This window comes from Colwellia maritima, from assembly GCF_022669015.1.
In the GTDB taxonomy this organism is placed as follows: Bacteria; Pseudomonadota; Gammaproteobacteria; order Enterobacterales; family Alteromonadaceae; genus Colwellia; species Colwellia maritima.
The window spans coordinates 425,895-445,950 of record NZ_JAKKSL010000001.1; the positions used below are offsets into that span (position 1 = coordinate 425,895).

Sequence of the window (20,056 nt, forward strand, 5' to 3'; positions counted from 1 at the left end):
ATTAGCTGATATTGTCGTTTTCTGGCGGCGCTAACATCAGTTGTTGATAAACTAAACCGGCTTGCGTGCGGTTATAAACACCCAGTTGAAGTAAAATAGCGGATACATGTTTTTTCACCGTATTTTCTTTTATATCTAAAATACCCGCAATTTGTTTATTAAGTTGGCCATCAGCAACCAAAGATAAAACCGTATATTGTTGGGGCGTTAATTGCGCGAGTTGTTGTGCTAATTTTTTATGTTCTTGTGCTAATTCACTATCTCTATTAACGGGCATGTTTGCAGGCAACCACGTTTCACCATTAAGTACCGTATTGATCGCTTGGGCAATTGTTGCTAAATCAACAGATTTTGGAATAAAAGCAGCGGCACCAAAGTTAATGGCTTTTTGCATAATGTCGGGATTTTCATCAGACGAGACCATAATAACAATTAAATCTGAATGATTGTTTTGTAGCTGAGTTAAGCCTGTAAAACCGTCGTTACCGGGCATGTGTAAATCTAAAAAAATAATCTCTAGCTCAGGTGATTTTGCAATAACCTCAAGTAAGTCACCAAAGCTTGATGCTTCTTTAATTTCAGCATCGGGCATACAATCAAAAACAGCTTGCTTTAACGCAGTTCGAAATAATGGGTGATCATCGGCAATCGCCACTTTAGCTTGATTCATATAATACCTTTTAGATAAATTTATTTTGCTATTATCAAAAAAAGAGCCAGTAAAAACCGGCCCTTTCTTATAGTCTAACCCTATTAATCATAGGTAACATTTTCGGTATTAGTTAAATTTAAGCCGAGCTCAGATTAATTTAATACCATTATTAGAAACGATAACCCACAGTTAAATGTGCTGTTCTAGGGTCATTAAAGTAACCAATTAATGTGGTATCTCCACCTAAACCAGGCGTATAAGTGCCGTCTTCATTTTTGGCAGCAAAATTATATCCACCCACCATGGCTTCTTCATCGGTTAAGTTTTTCAAGTGAAGCCCGGCATACCAGTTACCTTCAATACTTTCCCAGGTAACACTGGCATTAAGCGTACCATAGCCATCTTGTACTAATAAATCGCTATCTTCAAATAATAAGTAGTCATCACGATAGTAATAACCGCCTGTGAAAACAAAGTAACCCATATCCGTATCCATGGTGTAGTTTGCCGCTAGGTTTAGGGTGTAGTCAGGGGTATTTGATAAGCCAACAAGTGGTGCTGCAATTGTTGGATCATCTTCAATTTCTGTATCTAAATATCCAAGTGAAAAATCTATTCTTAAGTTTTCGGTGGTTGCCCATGTTACTTCGGCTTCAATACCTTTTACCGTTGAGCCTTTAATATTACCTAAGTTTTGGTTTAAGACACTAGCATCTTCACTTGGGGTGATAGTGATATATTGACGATCTTTATGATCTAACGAGAATATCGTCACATTGGTCCGTACCGCATCATTCCAATCTTTCTTAAAGCCTAATTCAATTGAATCGACTACCTCTGGATTTGCTGCTGCCTCATTTCCAGTGGCCCGAGGGTTAAAAGTACCTGATTTAAAGCCCTGTGAGTAACTTGCAAAAATCATGGTATCGTCATCAAGCTGATACTCCATACCTAATCGTGGTGTAAAGCGTGACCATTCTTTCTTTTTAGGTGCATCTGGCACTCCATCGCCATCAGTGTCAGTACCTAGTACTTGCGGAAATGAAACATCACCACGCACATAACCAGGGATCCAACCATCGCTTGGGTAAACATTACTAAACGCTAAGCCATTATTAACGTAAGCTTCTTTTTCTTCTTTGGTATAACGTCCGCCTAAGGTAAGTGATAGTTTTTCTGTTATATCTATACTGCTTTGAACGTATGCAGCTATGCTATTACTGTTATTACAGCCGGTAACTTCACGCGTTAACCCCGTTGCGCCAAGTGACTCGCCATACGCAGCCCTACCTAAAAATCCTAAAACAGCATCAAAATGACCACAAGATTCACCATCATAAGCATAAAGCCCACTAACCAGAGTGAAACCTTCACCTACATAATTGGCTTGTAATTCATGGCTAGTATTGTCGTCATCATAAAATGCGGGTACATCAAAAATATCTAACTGGGTATTATCAAAATCGATATTAGTATCTGAATAGCCTTCTCTAGAGGTTCCTACGTATTTTATTGAAAGTGCCTCTGTTGCTTGCCATGAGGCTAAAAAGCTGAAACCTTCAAGCTCGACAGAGTTTTTTGTAGGCATACTGGTATATGAGTCATATACACTGTCTGGAACAGGTGCGTCCGTTAATAAACTTGGCAGTAAACGATAACCACCTTTCGCATTCGAATCATCGGTAGTTTTATCCCATGCTAAACGCATAAATAGATCATCGGTAGCATGGAATTCTAGCGTTAAACGTGATGCTGATAGATCTTTATTATAATTTTCAGTGTCTTGGTTATCTAAGGCCGAAATTAAAAACTCGCCAAAACCATCTCTATTCAACTCGGCATGACCAAAACCAATAAATAATTTGTCTTCTACTAGCGGAATTTGACCCGTTACTTTCAGATCTCTTTGATTATAACTACCTACCGTACCTTCGATATTAAACTCAGTATCACCTGACATCGCTTTAGTCACGTATTTTACCGCACCACCAATGGTATTTTTACCGTAAAGTGTGCCTTGAGGCCCCCTTAATACTTCAATGCGCTCTACGTCTAATAAATCTAGTACAGCACCTTGCGGGCGAGCCATATACACATCATCAATATAAATGCCAACACCGGGTTCATAACCCCAAAGTGGATCTTGCTGTCCTACACCACGAATAAAGGCAGTTAAGGTTGAATTAGTTCCACGACTGTTTTGTAAGGTAGTATTGGGTGAGAACCGTTGTACTTCAGTCATTACTGAAATGCCATTTTCAGCAAGCTCGGCAGCACCAATAGAGGTTAATGAAACAGGAACCGTTTGTAAACTCTCTACTGTTTTTCGTGCAGTGACCTCTATAATCTCTAGTCCTATTTTTTTTGTTGCCGGTGAATCTGTTGACTCTTCGGCTAATGACACACTACTTGTTAATGCCGCCGCAATTGCCAAAGCAAGGTAGCTGCGATTTTTTTTACAGTAACTGTTTTTATGATGAAAATGTTTCATGAGGAACCCCTATTAATAATTATTGTGTTATTGGTGTCTGCGTTTGTATTTTCAGTGCCGCTTTTTTACCAACTATTTACACTCTATCTCATTCATTCAAAGAAATAATTAGCACTATGGTGCTACTACTATCTTGTTGTTTTTTATAGTAATTCAGTATTTTTTATAAATCCCATAGTTCAACGACATGTTTGGCCGTACTTAATGGCGCAGCAAGTACATAGTCAGCGGCTTCACCACCATGTGCCACATTTGGGTTGACCATAATGCCATGACCACGTTCGTCAACTTCAACGAGTTCAACCTGTACGTTAGTTTCTGTATTGTTCCAACGGGTAATTTGATAACCTAGTTGCTTATCAATGATAGGGTTCGCGGTGATGTTTGATAATTTTGCCCACTGTTGGGCAAGCATAGTGGCATTCAAGGGATTAACAATACTGTCATTTGCACCTGTCCACACGGATAGTTTCGGCCAAATAGCCTGCTTAGGGGATATTTTTTCAATTAAGTTAACTAACTCATTAGTTGTTTGAGAAGGTCCATTTTTCATACATGAGATACCGGTAATTAAACCATCAGCACAAGGAAAAGGAATACCCGCAACCACAGCACCACCGGTAAAAAGTTCAGGATAGTTAACTAAAATACTACTGGCCATTGCGCCACCGACCGATAGCCCAATAACATATACTTTTTCACTTGAAAATTGTTGTGTTAGTGTGGCCACCATATTTTTTATTGATAAGGTTTCACCTTTATCTTTAGTAAAATCTTCTGCAGAATACCAATTAAAACAACGTTTAATATTATTTCCCAACTCTTGTTGGGGTAGAAGTAAAACAAAGTTATGCTGTTTTGCTAAACTGAGTAAACCACTTTGCTGAGCAAGCTCTTCAGCTTTTTGTGCACAACCATGAAGTAATACTACAATTGCGGGAGAACTCTTATCCGCGTTAGCTTTTTCAGGTTGGTAATAGCTACCGTGAAGATCCCCTGGGTTTGCACCAAAATGCGTTAATTTTACAAAATCAGCTAAGGCTAACTGACTAAATAAAAAGAGCGGAATCGTTAAGCAAACAGTTTTTAGAAACCTTGCTTTATACAGTGATATAGAAAAAATCGTAGACATGGTAATTTAGCCATAAAGAACAGATATCTTGATCATGGCTGATATAGACTGAAAGGTGTATGGTACTTTAGTGCAGGGCTTAATTAATAATTAATGGTTAATACAGTCCAGTATTTTTCACCTGAAGGTGTACTGACGACCGCTTCGTCATCAATTTCTTTTTTTAATAAAGCGCGTGCCATTGGTGAATCGATAGATATATAGTCATTTCGACCAAAAATTTCATCGGGTCCAACTATTTTAAACTTAAGTTGTTCGCCGTCTTCATTTTCAAGCTCCACCCATGCACCAAAAAAAACTTTGCCTGCTTGCTGTGGGTTATAGTCTATTACTTTAATATCTTCTAACCGCTTTGTTAAATAGCGTACACGGCGATCAATTTCTCTAAGACGTTTTTTGTTATATTGGTAGTCGGCATTTTCTGACCGGTCACCTAAACTTGCCGCCCAAGACACTTTTTTGGTGGTTTCAGGGCGTTCAACTTTCCAAAGATGTGTTAATTCTTTTTGAAGTAATTCAAAGCCTTCTCGGGTAATTAAATTGGTTTTCACGCCTGATCAATCCTGTAATTTTACTAAACGACTTCGAATAGGTACTTGGCAAACATCTAGCACTGGCGGTGGTTTTTTGTAGAAGAATTCGCTTGCCCGTGCGCGACGCTTTACCAATCGCTCAGCAAAACTTGCTGATTCAGTATTTTCTACTTCAATTATAATGCGATCTTTTTTTGGTACATCTGCCATAAGCTTCATACTAATAATTGGTGTATGTTCTCGGCTATCAACAGCATACTCACCATCAATCACAGTGGTGCGCTGTATCGCTTGAATATGATTCATACCATAGACCACTCGCCCAAAAATAGTCATTATTTTATCTAAGTACCGAGGCGCTTGTCCAATAACAAAGTAAAAGTGGCTAGAGGCAGAGTCGGCTTCGTTACTTCTTGCCATGGCTAATACACCAGGACAATGTGTTAACCATCCGCTTTTACTGTTGTTTGTTGCCACAGCAAAGCCTTCTTTAAATCCTGTTTTCTTAGCAAATAAATCATCGCGTTGCACAAGAGTAAAAGGGGCTTTTCCATCAGTGGAAAATTGGCCTTCCATCGCTAAAAGAGGAACTGATTTGTCTTGCTCGCTGCCATCTTTCGGTCCGCCTTGCGCCACAAAACCATCGATAACGCGGTAAAATTTGGTGCCGTCATAAAAAGATTTTTGTACTAAACTTGAAAACTGCTCAACATGCTTAGGAGAAAATTGTGGTGCAAGTTCAATCACCACTTTACCTTGCGGCAAAGTTAATAATACAGTGTTATTTAAATCTAATGTTCGCCATTCTGACTCATTTGCATTATCTGCACCACAGGCACTAATGAATATGAAGGGAATTAACATTAGTAGTTTTTTTGTAATGGAATAAATCATTGCGATCAACTTAGTAATATTTTAGCTCTGTAAATACAATGCTATCATAGCACTGTATTTATTGAGCTAAAATATTCTTGCTCAATTAAATAGAAGCAACCCTCTGTAGTAATTTCTCCCATATTCGTTAAAACCAATTCAAAGTTGAGCTTTTATCATGCAAATATCCTGCGATACCTTGCCCGAGCGCATCGCCGACTTTAGCCGCCAAAACTCCAATCGTTACAGCAGCGATAATCCCCCAATTCACATTGTTAACTCTCGGAGCCATATAAATAGGCAATAGTGAACATAAGTACAAAAGTGACGACTGTAACGATGAAATAGAACCACGCGAGTTTTTTATCTTTTTTTCGGGTATATCGTCTCACCGCTGCAAAATCAACAATTATTGGATTTAACTTTGGGAACACCATAATTAAGGAATAAGTAACGATAATAGAACCTATTCCTTTATCCCAAACAGGTGGATCTATCCCTTCTTTCGCCATTTCACGTTCAATATGATTAATACTAATGCGGCGAAATAAAAAAGTGGCAATTCCCCATGTACAAAGGACAATAAAGAACAATATAGCCATCCAGTCTTCAATTGATAATTCTGACATAAGCTCCTCGCAATAGACTGCTTAACTAGTCGCTTTAGCTTAGTATATCGTCAGGGGCGAAAAAGAAATAAAACACAATCAACACAATAAAAAAAGAGCACTAAAAACTTGTACAAGTAAAGCCAAGTACCAATCAATTTTTCGACTAAATCGTTTAGTAGCTTCGATATCAACCGTAGAAGCATGCCTTTTAGCATTAGGGCGCAGAATAATACTCGCATAGGCAGGGTATCTCATTCCAATACCTTTATCCCAAACAGGTGGCTCTATTCTTTCTTTCGCCATTTCACGTTCGATATGCTTAACGCTAATACGACCAAATAAAATAATAGCAATGCCCCACATAAAAAAGACAAAGGCACTCACTATAGCCATCCAGTTTTCAGGCGATAGTTCTGACATGGTTTTCTATCCTCCTAAAAGCTACTCAACCAATTACCTAAATCGGAGGCTTGATTAGCAACAAATTTTCCAATCCCATCGCCGACCTTAGCCGCCACCATGCCAACCGCAATAGATGAGCCAATAATAAATACCCAACCAACTGGTGTGGCCAACATCGCAATACCAAGACCGGCCGGTTACTGCTTGACCCCCTACCCAGAGCCCACCCGCTGTAGCCAAACCAAAGCCTGAGACTTCAACCGCGGCACGTTTCTGCCAATTATGTCCGGCTAAATAATCATTATGAACTGCATTTGCTCGTAACCCTGCATCAAGCACAATCAAGCTTTTACCAACAACATTCGCACTCTTTTCAAACGCACGTAAATTATTAAACGCCTTGGTCGAGGTAAACTGAATAGGTTTTACGCCCTTGCCGCTTTTTGCTTTATTAACCCCTCGTTCACTATCACTGTAAACAGTCCCTTTTTTACTTTTTACCCGCCCTATAAATTTATTTATTTCAGTTTGAAATTTACGGTTAAAATCTTTAGAAAGTGCGTGCACGTGTTGTTCTAACTTCTGTATTTGAGCTTTAGGAAGCTTAGCTTTTACACCTTTTCTTACATCTTCTAATGCTTCTTGCAGTTCTTTAGCGGCTTTTGCAAAGTTACTTAGCCGACTTTCTAAGGCTGTTGACGCAGCACCGACTGCCCCTAACATTTCCGTTTGAAAAAAATCAGCCAGTGCTTGAAGGTATTCACCACCAAGGATTGAATCCATCAAGGCTATTTTTCGTTTTGCTTGCGGAGGTAAAGATTTCATGTGATTAAGCGGACAAATTAAATCAGGCCTGACTTGTCGCCAATCTTTACTGTTGCTACTGGCATTGCTACTGCCATTTCGTAAAATAAAAGGTGTGCCTGCCGAGATAAAAGTATCCGAAATATTAGGGTTATCTCGTTTGAAATCTGCAAAAGCTTTTGGGTTGTTACGATCTACTGGGTAAGTATTGTTACTGCTGTAACATAACGCGATATTGTTTGGCATAGTTTATTCCGTTAAAAAAGATCAATCCGATTGAAGCTACATACTTATTAATCTAGCAAAGCTTCGATATTAAGTAGCGGTCATATTAGCACCTAAAAATAGGCTTGTGAATAATAAATGTTAGCAAGTTAGAGCAAGTGATTTTTAAGTTACTATGCTCATTATCCTAAGCTATTTTATTCTAGCATGATGAATTGAATGCTATCATGGCGCTTATAAAAAATCATTAACGAAAACATCTACTGACGGAGCCTTTAATGAACAAAAGTATCACCACCAATTTTATTGCCCTAATTGCAACATTATTAGGCTTTTATTTAGGTAATAATATTTTATATACGGTTGGTTTATTCGCTTTATCTGGGGCAATTACCAACTGGTTAGCAATTCATATGCTATTTGAAAGAGTGCCGTTATTGTATGGTTCAGGTGTTATTCCTGCCCGTTTTGAAGATTTCAAATTAGCAATTCGTGAATTAATGATGGAGCAGTTTTTTACTAAAGAAAATATCGACCGCTTTTTATCTACTGGTTCAGGTGCCGCTAGCAGCATTGATTTAACGTCCGTCATTGAAAAAGTTGACTTAACCCCTGCGTTTAATAATTTGGTCACAGTAATTGAAGGCTCTTCATTCGGCCCCATGCTAGCCATGGTAGGTGGTAGTGAAGCCATACAACCAATGAAAGAGCCCTTTATTGAGAAAATGAAACAATCAATACAAGAAATCAGTCAAAGTGAACAATTCAACAATTTACTCCGTGAAGAATTAGAACAACCAGACATGATTGAAAACCTACAAGTCAAAGTCAGCGATATTATTGAAAAACGCCTCAATGAATTAACACCACAATTAGTAAAAGAAATTGTTCAAGGGATGATCAAAAAACACTTGGAAATTTTTGGTGGTTTGGGGCGGCGTTTTTGGTGGTGTTATCGGCTTGATTGCGGCGTTGACCAGTAATTTCTAAGGCATTAAATAACGCAAAGAAATCCTTACAATAATTGCTCATATTAATTACACAATAAATACATATAAATTATCGAACAAACCTTATTTTTAAGAGCGTTTTACGCTATGCTGCTTGTTCATTTTCATGTGTTTGAACAATCAAAATCAAGCCCATCCAATATAAGGTAAATTTCAGTCATGTTTGCTAGCTTAAAAGCGTCCCCTGCCGATCCTATATTAGGCCTATTAGCTAAGTATAAAGAAGATCCTAATCCTAAAAAAATTGATTTAGGTGTGGGTGTTTATAAAAATGAAGGTGGTGAAACCACCGTGCTTAATTGCGTGAAAAAAGCTGAGCAACATCGTACTGATACCGAAACCAGTAAGGTTTATTTAGGTCCTACCGGTTCAACGCTTTTTAATGATGAAATGAGTAAACTTATTTTTGGCCCAGACCATAAGGTTTTAAATGAAAATCGTGCTCGCACGGTTTCAACTCCAGGTGGTACGGGAGCGTTACGTGTAACAGCTGAATTTATAAAATCATGTAAAGCCGGTGCAACTATTTGGGTCAGTAATCCAACGTGGGCAAACCATACAGGTTTGTTTGAAGCGGCGGGTTTAATCGTAAAAACCTATCCTTATTATGATTACGACAATAAAAACCTAGATTTTGACGGTATGTTAGCTGCCCTTAAACAAGTTTCGGCTGATGATGCTGTGTTATTACATGCGTGTTGTCATAATCCGAGTGGCATGGATTTAAATAATGAGCAGTGGCAGCAAGTTGCAGATGTAGCAAAAACAATTGGTTTTACCCCCGTTATTGATATGGCGTACCAAGGATTTGGTCAAGGCTTAGATGAGGATGCTTATGGCTTACGCTTAATGGCAGAATCGGTAAACGAAATGGTGGTTTGTAGCTCATGTTCAAAAAACTTCGGTTTATATCGTGAACGTATTGGTGCTTGTACTGTTATTGGCGCAACAAGCCTACAAGCAGACATTGCTTATTCAGTTGTACTGGCAGTAGTTCGTGTAATTTACTCAATGCCACCCGCATGGTGCGGCACTGGTTGAAACCATTCTAACGTCTGACGAGTTACGCAATGAATGGTATGTAGAATTAGCACAAATGCGTAATCGCATTAACGGTAATCGCCGACTTATTGTGGATAAATTAATAGAAAATGGTGTAACACGCGATTTTAGCTTTATTACAAAACAAGCGGGTATGTTCTCTTTCTTAGGGATAACGCCGGCGCAAGTTCAGCAGTTACAAGACGAATATAGTATATATATGGTGGGCTCTAGCCGTATAAGTATTCTTTTGGAATATCTAATAGCAATGTTGACTACTTAGCGCAGTCTATTGCTAGCGTGTTGTAAATAGCTCTTAATTGCCATCAAGGCTAGGCTTTTTTATTCTAATAGAGTAAAATAATGCTTAGCCTTTTTCGTCTATGCGGCATTTTAATGCAATTCAAAGGAAAACACTGTGATAGCAACTGGTAACTTATTTATTCTTTCTGCGCCTAGTGGTCTTGGTAAATCTAGCTTGATCAAGGCGTTACTTGAACAAGGCAAAGACAACGCGTCAAGACCTATGCAAGTATCGGTTTCTCATACAACACGCGCTCCTCGTCCGGGTGAAAATGACGGTGAACATTATCATTTTGTTTCCGTTGGTCATTTTAAAAAGCAAATTAAGCAAAATGCCTTTTATGAATATGCCGAAGTGTTCGGTAATTATTATGGAACGTCAGAAGCGGCGATTGACGCACAACTTGCTCAAGGTATTGATGTTTTTCTTGATATTGACTGGCAGGGTGCACAACAAGTACGTATGAAAAAGCCATCGGTAACAACCATATTTATCAGTCCACCATCACGAAAAGCCCTTGAATCACGTTTACGTAATCGTGGACAAGATAGTGATGAAATCATTGAAGAACGTATGGCACAAGCCAAAAAAGAATGTTCCCATTTTCATGAATTTGACTACATTGTTATCAATGATAACTTTGAACAAGCGTTAATTGATCTTACTACCATAGTAAATAACCAACGCTTAAAACGAAGTCAGCAAATGATGCAACACAAAGCATTACTTGATGAGTTAACAAAGTAAATAGAAGATTTTTCACTCAAATAAGGCTTTTACTTGCTAAATGCCTGAGCGAGCAGTAAAATGCAGCGCTATTTTATAAAGTTTAAGTTGGAGTGACCCAATGGCTCGCGTAACTGTTGAAGATGCCGTAGAAAAAGTCGGTAATCGTTTTGATTTGGTGCTAGTTGCATCACGTCGTGCTCGTCAAATTGCAACGGGCGGTAAAGAACCTTTGGTTGATATCGAAAATGATAAACCAACGGTATTAGCTTTGCGTGAAATTGAAGCCGGTTTAATCACTACGGCTGTGATGGATTCATCTGATCGTCAAACTCAAATTCAGCAAGATACTGCAGAATTAGATGCTGTTGCCGCTATTGTTGGTAGCCAAACACAAGAATTGGGTTAATTTCACGTCAAATAATCCAATATAAAAGCGCGTAATTTTTTCTGTTTATATCTACAAATATATACGAAAGGGCTACGCGTTTTTTATTGCTTTTCATTTCAAGCAAAGCCACGTATTCTAGTCTTATGCCAATGTAATCAATTTGGTAAAATGTCGCAAAATTCAGTCAATTTAAAGCCAATTGGGAGTGATGGGTGTACCTATTTGAACCATTAAAAGAATTAAGTTCTACTTATCTATCAAAAGTACAAGTTGATTTGCTCAAGCATGCCTATATTGTTGCTAGAGAAGCACATGATGGTCAAATGCGCTCAAGTGGTGATCCCTATATTACTCACCCTGTTGCTGTCGCACTGAATTTGGCAAAAATGCGTTTAGACCATGAAACCTTGATGGCAGCACTTTTGCACGATGTTATTGAAGATACAAGCGTTACTAAAGATGAATTAGCCGAGTTATTTGGTAATACCGTCGCAGAGTTAGTTGAAGGTGTTAGTAAGCTAGATAAATTAAAATTTGATAACAAAGAAGAAATGCAAGCGGAAAACTTCCGTAAAATGGTGTTAGCCATGGTGCAGGATATTCGTGTTATTTTAATCAAACTTGCTGACAGAACGCATAATATGCGAACCCTTGGGGCGCTAAGACCTGATAAACGTCGTCGCATTGCGCGAGAAACACTTGAAATATATGCGCCTATTGCTAACCGTCTTGGTATTCACGACATAAAAAATGAATTAGAACTGCCGGGATTTCAAGCGTTATATCCCATGCGTTCACGTGCACTTAAATCGGCTGTGAAAAGTGCCAGAGGCAATCGAAAAGCGATTATTGATAATATTCAAGAAGAAGTGGCTGCTCGCTTAAAAGAAAGTAACATTTCGGCACAAATAGTCGGGCGTGAAAAACACCTCTACTCCATTTACCGCAAAATGCTCAATAAAGAATTATTGTTTAACGAGGTCATGGATATTTATGCTTTTCGCGTTATCGTAGAAGACAAAATTGATGATTGTTACCGTGCTTTAGGTGCGATGCATAATTTGTTTAAACCTATTGAAGGGCGCTTTAAAGACTATATAGCGATTCCTAAAACTAACGGCTATCGATCATTACATACCTCTCTTATTGGCCCTTATGGTATTCCAGTCGAAATTCAGATTCGTACACAAGATATGGATCAAATGGCTGATAAAGGTGTTGCTGCTCACTGGCTTTATAAAGAAGGGGGGATAATTCTGATACCACCGCCCAAATGAAAGCACGCCGGTGGATGCAAAGTTTATTAGAATTGCAGCAAAGTGCGGGTAGCTCATTTGAATTTATTGAAAATGTAAAATCGGATCTTTTTCCTGAAGAAATTTATGTTTTCACCCCCGAAGGTCGTATTATTGAATTACCAATGGGCGCAACGGCGGTTGATTTTGCCTATGCTGTGCATACTGATGTAGGTAACTCGTGTGTTGGCGTTAAGGTAGATCGCAAACCTTTCCCTTTAAGTCGGCCACTGGATTCAGGACAAACCATTGAGGTAATCACCTCGGCTGCGGCAAGACCGAATGCAACCTGGTTGAACTTTGTGGTAACAGCAAAAGCCAGATTACAAATAAGAACTTACTTACGTAGCCGTGAGAAAACCGAATCAAAAGCCCTAGGCAAACGTTTATTGAGTCATGCCTTAGGTAAAGTGAAACTGGAAAACATTAGTGAAGAAAAAATAGCAGAAGTCGTCAAACAAAGTGGTAATAAGTCATTTGATGATTTACTTACTAATATAGGTTTAGGGAATGCACTAAGCATAGGTATTGCTAGGCGTTTAACTGACGAGTTTACCGAAAATAGCGAGCTTCAACCGGTTAATAGTAAAACTAAAATGCCAATAAAAGGCACCGAAGGTATGCTAGTTAATTACGGTAAATGTTGCCGTCCAATTCCGGGTGATTCTATTTTGGCCTATCTCAGCCCTGGCAAAGGGTTAATAGTGCATCAACATGGTTGTCGAAATATTAAAGGACATGAACCTGGTACTATGTTTCCGGTAAAATGGGATAGCGATATTGATAGAGAATTTATTGCAAAACTGCGTGTAGAAATCATTAATCATCAAGGCGCACTAGCGTTACTGACTAATGTTATTTCTAAATGCGGTTCAAATGTTCACAGTTTAAATTCAGGTGAGAAAGAAGCGGGTCTTTATGTTATCGATATGGAAATTACTTGTCGAGACAGAATCCATTTAGCTGATATTATCCGTAAAATTAAAGTAATGATTGATGTTCAACGTGTTATTCGAAACAAATAGAATAGGCAATAAAACATGTTGGGTTTCAACAATATCTAAAATAAACAGTAGGAAGTAAAATGAAAAGCATCATTTCAACAGATCAAGCTCCCAGTGCTATTGGCACTTATAGTCAAGCGGTTAAAGTCAATAGTACCGTGTATTTATCAGGGCAAATCCCACTTGTACCCGAAACCATGGAAGTTGTCACGGGCGGATTTAGCGAGCAAACAGAACAAGTTTTTCAAAACCTTTCTGCTGTATGTGTAGCGGCAGGAGGAGATATTAACGACATGGTTAAAGTAAATATTTTTATGACCGATTTAAGTAACTTTGCTACGGTTAATGAAATTATGGCAAAATATTTTAAAAAGCCTTATCCGGCGCGTGCTGCGATTCAAATTTCAAAATTACCCAAGGATGTTGATATTGAAATTGATGGGATTATGGAATTACCAAGTTTAAGCTAATGTATTTGTCTTAAATCAAAATTTACGCTGCACTGACTGCGCTACTCGTCCACCCTCAAGTAACAAGCTCATCGGACTCTTAGTTTACCAGTTTGCCTAAATACCACATTTAGAATATTGACCTTATTATTTGAAAAATTATGACTCCTGAAAGACTGCAACGCATTAATACAATGCTAGATAAACGCCAACCTGATCTTACTGTGTGTATGGAAGGCGTACACAAAACACATAACCTTGCCGCTGTAGTGCGAACGTGTGACGCCATAGGGATTAGTGATGTACATGCAGTATGGAAAAGTGAAGAAGCCGAGGTTCGTGGTGGTAGTGCCGCAGGTAGTCAAAACTGGATTGATGTGCATAACCATAATAAAACAGCTGATGCTATTGCGGCCTTAAAGGCAGAGGGAATGCAGGTGTTGGTAACAAATCTCTCTGACACAGCAGTGGATTTTCGTGAAATTGATTATACTAAACCAACGGCGATTATTTTAGGCCAAGAAAAATTTGGCGCCTCGCAAGCGGCGCTCGAACTAGCAGATCAAGATATTGTGATCCCTATGGTTGGTATGGTGCAGTCACTCAATGTTTCTGTTGCATGCTCTGTGGTGCTTTATGAAGCACAACGGCAGCGACAGCTAGCGGAATGTATAATCAAGCTAGGTTAAGCCATGAACGACGTCAACGGACATTATTTGAAGGAGGTCATCCTATTTTTGCAGAAGCGTGTCAACGTAAAGGCTTACCTTATCCAATAATTGATGAAGAAGGTCAAATTGTAGCAGATGATGAGTGGTGGCAAAAAATGCAAATGAATAAAAGTGCTTGGCAGCATATTGATGATTAGTGCTTATTTTTACACATGGAAGCACTAACCCAATTATCACACGTTGCTCTCTCCACGCTTAAAGGTGTGGGGCCAAGTATGGCGGCAAAGCTTGAAAAAATAGGCTTGCTGTCAGTTCAAGATTTATTATTTCATCTACCGTTACGTTACGAAGATCGTACCCGGGTCACTACTATTCGTGATTGTTTATCTGGCACGCATACCAATATTATTGGTGAAATAACCAATAGCCAAATTACAAACGGTAAACGCCGTATGTTAGTCGTTACCTTGAACGATGGCACAGGTGAAATTCAATTATGCTTTTTTAGCTTTTCGGCAAGTCAAAAAAATAGTCTTAATATTGGTAAGAGTATCCGTTGTTATGGCGAAATAAAACGTGGTCCCCGTGGTTTTCAAATTGTGCATCCAGAATATAAATCTCTTGACGATGACAGAGCGTTAACGCCAGTAGAAGAAACACTCACCCCTGTTTACCCAACGACTGATGGCTTGAAGCAAATTTCGTTACGAAATTTAACAGATCAAGCCCTGACTCGATTAAAGCGCGGGCAAGTAGAAGAATTATTACCAACCAGTTTATTTGATGAACCTTACTCACTCGCTCAAGCATTAACTATTATTCATAGACCGCCGCCCGAAATCTCCACAAGTCAACTTGAAAACGGCAAGCATCCCGCTCAAATTCGTTTAATTAAAGAAGAGTTGCTAGCTCATAATTTGAGTATGTTAAAACTCAGACAAAACAGCGATGTGCACCAAGCCGTGTCATTAATTGGTGACCCCGCAATTGAAAAAGCTTTTCTAGCAACATTACCTTTTTCACCTACGAATGCGCAAACACGTGTGGTATCAGAAATTAAGCAAGACCTCACTAAAGATCACCCTATGATGCGCCTTGTGCAAGGCGATGTTGGTTCTGGCAAAACCCTTGTAGCGGCATTGGCCGCGTTAGATGCAATAAAACAAGGGTTTCAAGTTGCCTTAATGGCACCAACAGAAATTTTAGCTGAGCAACATGCTATCAATTTTGCTAACTGGTTTAATCCCCTAGAAATTTCAGTGGGTTGGCTTGCAGGTAAAACGAAAGCCAAAGCAAGACGCTTAGCATTAGAACACATTGAAAGTGGCGAAATGCAAATGGTGATTGGCACCCATGCACTTTTTCAAGCCGATGTAGTATTCAATAAATTAGTGCTGATTATTATTGATGAACAACATAAATTTGGTGTTCATCAACGCTTATCGTTACGTGAAAAAGGTGTGTTTGATAATAATTATCCTCATCAACTGATCATGACAGCAACCCCAATTCCACGTACTTTAGCCATGACGGCTTATGCTGATTTAGACACATCAGTAATCGATGAATTGCCGCCAGGGCGAACACCTATTAATACAGTAGCACTACCCGATACCCGCCGCGATAATGTGATTGAACGTATTAGAGAAGGGTGCGTAAATGACAATCGCCAGGCCTATTGGGTTTGTACGCTAATTGAAGAGTCTGAAGTATTACAATGTCAAGCAGCAGAAGATACGGCGCTACATTTACAAGAACAATTACCAGAGCTAAAAGTTGGTTTAGTACATGGACGCATGAAAGCAGATGAAAAACAACAAGTGATGGATGACTTTAAAGCAGGAAATACCCACCTGCTTATTGCAACTACAGTGATTGAAGTGGGGGTAGACGTGCCCAATGCCAGTTTAATGGTGATAGAAAATCCAGAACGTTTAGGTTTGGCGCAATTACATCAGCTACGTGGGCGTGTTGGTCGAGGATCCGTTGCCTCCCATTGTGTGTTACTTTATAAAGCTCCGCTTTCTAAAACCGCTACTAAGCGTTTAGCGGTTCTGCGAGAAAGCAACGATGGCTTTGTCATTGCAGAAAAAGATCTTGAGATTCGTGGCCCGGGTGAATTACTTGGTACTCGCCAAACAGGCTTAGCTGAGCTTAAAATTGCTGATTTAATTCGCGATGGCTATCTTATCCCCGATATAAAGCAAAAAGCGTATCTGTTATCGCGTAAAAACCCCGAATGTGCACAAGCCTTAATCCGGCGTTGGCTAGGTAACAAAGAACGCTACTCTAATGCGTAATTTGGTCTTTTTTTGTGATAAGCGTTGTATTTTACCATTGGCTGTAATAACTAGTCACTAACTCGTATCTTGTTGCTAATTTAGAGTGAACTCTATATTAACATTCATAATATAGAGTTCGGACTAATCAACTAATGCGCTTCATCCCAGTTATCGCCAATACCATATTCAGCAATAAGTGGTACACTCAGTTCAACCGCATTATTCATTAAATCAACCAATTTTGCCGTTGTTTCTTCCAAAATATCTTGATGTATTTCAAAGATTAATTCATCGTGTACTTGCATCGTCATCTTGATACGATCATCATTTTTATCGTTCAGCCATGTTGCGACTGCAATCATCGCCTTTTTAATGATATCTGCTGCCGTACCTTGCATAGGTGCATTAATAGCAGCACGTTCAGCGGCTTTTTTACGCATACCATTTTTTGCATTAATATCAGGTAAATATAAACGACGACCAAATAAGGTTTCTACGTAACCTTGTTCGCTCGCTTGTTGGCGTGTTTCTTCCATATAAGTTAGCACACCGGGATAACGTTGAAAGTACTTGTCTTGGTATTCTTGCGCTTGATGACGACCAATATTTAATTGCTTAGCAAGACCAAATGCTGACATGCCGTAAATTAAGCCAAAGTTAATCGCTTTAGCGCTACGACGTTGATCGGTAGTCACTTCATCTAACTCAACCGCAAAAATTTCTGCTGCGGTTGCTTTGTGAATATCTTTGCCTTCGCTAAAAGCGGTGACTAAGCCTTTATCATTGGATAAGTGTGCCATGATGCGTAACTCAATTTGAGAATAATCGATGGCTACAATTTTATAATCCTTTGGGGCAATAAATGCTTGGCGAATTTTACGGCCTTGTTCACTACGAATTGGAATATTTTGTAAGTTTGGATCGGTTGATGATAAACGACCTGTTGCGGTAACGGCTTGATGATACGAAGTATGCACCCGACCAGTTTTTGGACTCACCATTAAAGGTAGTTTATCGGTATAGGTTGATTTTAATTTACTAAGCCCACGGTTTTCTAAAATAACTTTAGGTAATGGGTAATCAAGCGCTAATTCTTGTAATACCTCTTCTGCGGTAGAAGGGGCACCTTTTGGGGTTTTTTTAATAACAGGTATTTTTAACTCATCAAATAATATTTGTTGTAATTGTTTTGGCGAGCTTAGGTTAAAGCTTTTTCCTGCAAGGTTATGTGCTTCAATCTCAAGTTCATCTAACCGTTGACCAATACTATGACTTTGTTCATCAAGCACATCACAATCAATCAATACACCTGTTTGTTCCATTTGTGCCAGTATGGGCATTAAGGGCATCTCAATCTCAGTAAAAACACTGAGTTGCTCTGGTAATTGCTCAAGTCTTCGGAAAGATTGCCTGATGCAAACGTAAGGTAATATCGGCATCTTCTGCGGCATAATGACCGGCTTTTTCAATGTCTATTTGATTAAAGGTTAATTGCTTAGCGCCTTTTCCGGCAATATCTTCAAAGTGAACGGTTTCATATCCAAGGTATTTGAGGGCTAGTGCATCCATATTATGGCGGGTTGCAATACTGTTATAGCAATATGATTCAATCATGGTATCAAATGCAACACCTTGTAATTTAATATCATATTGACTTAATACATTGGCATCGTATTTTAAATTTTGTCCAATCTTTTTAATGGTTGTGCTTTCTAACAGGGGTTTTAATTGCGCTAGTACCCAGTCTCTGTCTAATTGCTCAGGTGCACCTACATAATCATGAGTTAACGGCACATAAGCGGCTTTACCAACCTCTACCGCAAAAGACAAACCAACTAATTCGGCTTTCATGTACTCAACACTAGTGGTTTCGGTATCAAATGCAAAAGCATCGGTATTTTTTAATTTTTCCAACCAAGCTTCAAAACTCGCTTGTTCAAGAATAATGTCGTATTCACAGTTAGCTACTTCAACAATAGCAACATCAACATTATCGGTTGTTGTACTTGTAGCAGTAAGTGCTGATTTACTGGTAGCTGCTTGTTCGGCAGTATTACCTGTGCCAGTACTTTTATTTAAATCGGCAAGCAATCGTTTTAGTTCAAATTCTTGGTAAAGCGAGGTAAGTGCATCAATGTCTGGCGTTGTTGGCTGTAATTGATCCACCGTTTGCTCTAACTCAACATCACATTTTATCGTTGCTAACAAATAGGAAAGTGGTAACTGCTCTAATGCATCACGTAAGTATTCCCCTATTTTACCTTTAACTTTATCAGCATTAGCAATCACGTTATCCAAGGTACCATGTTCTGCTAGCCATTTAACTGCGGTTTTAGGCCCACACTTAACTACGCCCGGAATGTTATCAACCTTGTCACCCATTAAGGCGAGATAATCAATAATTTGATCGGGGCGAACACCAAATTTTTCACTGACACCGGCTTCATCCATTTCAACGGACGTCATGGTATTAATTAAGCGTACATGCGGTGTAACAAGTTGTGCCATGTCTTTATCACCAGTGGAAATAACCGTTTCAATACCTTGCTCACTGGCTTGTTTAGCTAATGTGCCAATTACATCGTCTGCCTCAACACCTGGAATAACCAATAATGGCAACCCCATAGCACTAATAATATTATGCAAAGGGGCAATTTGTGAACGCAATTCTTCAGGCATTGGTGGGCGATTAGCTTTATATTCTGGGTATAAATCATTACGAAACGTTTTGCCTTTAGCATCAAAAATTACCACTACGTTACCGTTAGGGTAATCCTTTTTTAAGCTACCAATCATATTCAATACACCAGTGATTGCTCCCGTAGGTTGACCACTCGCGGTTGATAAAGCTTGTAAGTAAGGAACATGATATGCGCGAAATAAATACGAAGAACCATCCACTAAAATAAGCGGGGATAATGATGAATTTTCTGCCAAAGTTGTCATAAGATATTTGTCTAAACAATAAGAAAGGTTAAGCATGCCACAAAGAGGGCTACAGCTCTACTGTGTAGTGATAATTGTCTTGGACTTATTGTGGATAACTTTGTTAATAAGCACAGTAAAACGCCAAGGAAGTATTCGTTACTTTTTGGGTGTTGTTGGTTATCTTCATGTTTTTATTGATAAAAAGAGAGGGTGGAGTCCTTTTCTTGCACAA

General features: G+C 39.0%; 12 protein-coding genes and 5 pseudogenes. 8 read left to right on the top strand and 9 right to left on the bottom strand.

Going from position 1 to position 20,056, the window contains the following annotated elements:
• Position 1: 1 nt before the first annotated feature.
• The 8 genes from L3081_RS02080 to L3081_RS02115 all read right to left on the bottom strand — a co-directional run bounded on the left by L3081_RS02080 (position 2) and on the right by L3081_RS02115 (position 7,744).
• A complete protein-coding gene (locus L3081_RS02080; RefSeq protein ID WP_242283084.1) occupies positions 2 to 670 on the bottom strand; it encodes a response regulator in 669 nt (222 codons plus the stop codon).
• 151 nt (positions 671 to 821) lie between these two features.
• A complete protein-coding gene (locus tag L3081_RS02085) occupies positions 822 to 3,143 on the bottom strand; it encodes a TonB-dependent receptor (RefSeq protein WP_242283086.1) in 2,322 nt (773 codons plus the stop codon).
• Between the two features lie 163 nt (positions 3,144 to 3,306).
• Positions 3,307 to 4,275: an extracellular catalytic domain type 1 short-chain-length polyhydroxyalkanoate depolymerase gene (locus tag L3081_RS02090; protein ID WP_242283087.1), complete on the bottom strand. Its 969-nt coding sequence runs from the start codon at positions 4,273 to 4,275 to the stop codon at positions 3,307 to 3,309.
• Positions 4,276 to 4,358: 83 nt separating this feature from the next.
• Entirely contained in the window at positions 4,359 to 4,826 is a 468-nt protein-coding gene (greB, locus tag L3081_RS02095; RefSeq protein WP_242283089.1) for a transcription elongation factor GreB, read from the bottom strand.
• 6 nt (positions 4,827 to 4,832) lie between these two features.
• Entirely contained in the window at positions 4,833 to 5,672 is an 840-nt protein-coding gene (locus L3081_RS02100; RefSeq protein WP_242283091.1) for a peptidylprolyl isomerase, read from the bottom strand.
• Positions 5,673 to 5,956: 284 nt separating this feature from the next.
• Positions 5,957 to 6,310 (bottom strand): hypothetical protein, encoded by a 354-nt coding sequence (locus tag L3081_RS02105; protein WP_242283093.1) that lies wholly within the window; start codon positions 6,308 to 6,310, stop codon positions 5,957 to 5,959.
• A 78-nt stretch (positions 6,311 to 6,388) separates the two neighbouring features.
• Positions 6,389 to 6,712, bottom strand: coding sequence for a hypothetical protein (locus tag L3081_RS02110; protein ID WP_242283094.1), 324 nt, complete (start codon positions 6,710 to 6,712; stop codon positions 6,389 to 6,391).
• A gap of 87 nt (positions 6,713 to 6,799) precedes the next feature.
• Entirely contained in the window at positions 6,800 to 7,744 is a 945-nt protein-coding gene (locus L3081_RS02115; RefSeq protein WP_242283096.1) for an OmpH family outer membrane protein, read from the bottom strand.
• A 257-nt stretch (positions 7,745 to 8,001) separates the two neighbouring features.
• On the opposite strand from L3081_RS02115, the pseudogene L3081_RS02120 reads away from it, so the two are divergent.
• The 8 genes and pseudogenes from L3081_RS02120 to recG all read left to right on the top strand — a co-directional run bounded on the left by L3081_RS02120 (position 8,002) and on the right by recG (position 16,914).
• A pseudogene (locus L3081_RS02120) lies at positions 8,002 to 8,713 on the top strand (DUF445 family protein).
• Positions 8,714 to 8,892: 179 nt separating this feature from the next.
• Positions 8,893 to 10,083: pseudogene (locus tag L3081_RS02125) on the top strand (amino acid aminotransferase).
• A 109-nt stretch (positions 10,084 to 10,192) separates the two neighbouring features.
• Positions 10,193 to 10,825 (top strand): guanylate kinase, encoded by a 633-nt coding sequence (gmk, locus tag L3081_RS02130; protein ID WP_242283098.1) that lies wholly within the window; start codon positions 10,193 to 10,195, stop codon positions 10,823 to 10,825.
• Positions 10,826 to 10,925: 100 nt separating this feature from the next.
• The gene (rpoZ, locus tag L3081_RS02135) at positions 10,926 to 11,213 is read left to right on the top strand and encodes a DNA-directed RNA polymerase subunit omega (RefSeq protein WP_242283100.1); all 288 of its coding nucleotides are present in this window, start codon (positions 10,926 to 10,928) and stop codon (positions 11,211 to 11,213) included.
• Between the two features lie 194 nt (positions 11,214 to 11,407).
• Positions 11,408 to 13,515, top strand: a pseudogene (gene spoT / locus L3081_RS02140) (bifunctional GTP diphosphokinase/guanosine-3',5'-bis pyrophosphate 3'-pyrophosphohydrolase).
• Between the two features lie 59 nt (positions 13,516 to 13,574).
• Positions 13,575 to 13,964: a RidA family protein gene (locus L3081_RS02145; RefSeq protein ID WP_242283101.1), complete on the top strand. Its 390-nt coding sequence runs from the start codon at positions 13,575 to 13,577 to the stop codon at positions 13,962 to 13,964.
• 140 nt (positions 13,965 to 14,104) lie between these two features.
• Positions 14,105 to 14,811 (top strand): annotated as a pseudogene (trmH, locus tag L3081_RS02150) (tRNA (guanosine(18)-2'-O)-methyltransferase TrmH).
• Positions 14,812 to 14,826: 15 nt separating this feature from the next.
• A complete protein-coding gene (gene recG, locus L3081_RS02155) occupies positions 14,827 to 16,914 on the top strand; it encodes an ATP-dependent DNA helicase RecG (RefSeq protein ID WP_242283104.1) in 2,088 nt (695 codons plus the stop codon).
• Positions 16,915 to 17,045: 131 nt separating this feature from the next.
• On the opposite strand, the pseudogene polA reads toward recG, so the two are convergent.
• Positions 17,046 to 19,842 (bottom strand): annotated as a pseudogene (gene polA / locus L3081_RS02160) (DNA polymerase I).
• Between the last annotated feature and the right edge of the window lie 214 nt (positions 19,843 to 20,056).

Bases quoted from the DNA above. Each gene is read 5' to 3' on its own strand.
- L3081_RS02145 (WP_242283101.1), top strand. From the start codon at position 13,575: ATGAAAAGCATCATTTCAACAGATCAAGCTCCCAGTGCTATTGGCACT.
- rpoZ (WP_242283100.1), top strand. From the start codon at position 10,926: ATGGCTCGCGTAACTGTTGAAGATGCCGTAGAAAAAGTCGGTAATCGT.
- L3081_RS02105 (WP_242283093.1), bottom strand. From the start codon at position 6,310: ATGTCAGAATTATCAATTGAAGACTGGATGGCTATATTGTTCTTTATT.
- L3081_RS02115 (WP_242283096.1), bottom strand. From the start codon at position 7,744: ATGCCAAACAATATCGCGTTATGTTACAGCAGTAACAATACTTACCCA.
- L3081_RS02100 (WP_242283091.1), bottom strand. From the start codon at position 5,672: ATGTTAATTCCCTTCATATTCATTAGTGCCTGTGGTGCAGATAATGCA.
- L3081_RS02110 (WP_242283094.1), bottom strand. From the start codon at position 6,712: ATGTCAGAACTATCGCCTGAAAACTGGATGGCTATAGTGAGTGCCTTT.
- L3081_RS02085 (WP_242283086.1), bottom strand. From the start codon at position 3,143: ATGAAACATTTTCATCATAAAAACAGTTACTGTAAAAAAAATCGCAGC.
- recG (WP_242283104.1), top strand. From the start codon at position 14,827: ATGGAAGCACTAACCCAATTATCACACGTTGCTCTCTCCACGCTTAAA.
- L3081_RS02080 (WP_242283084.1), bottom strand. From the start codon at position 670: ATGAATCAAGCTAAAGTGGCGATTGCCGATGATCACCCATTATTTCGA.
- L3081_RS02090 (WP_242283087.1), bottom strand. From the start codon at position 4,275: ATGTCTACGATTTTTTCTATATCACTGTATAAAGCAAGGTTTCTAAAA.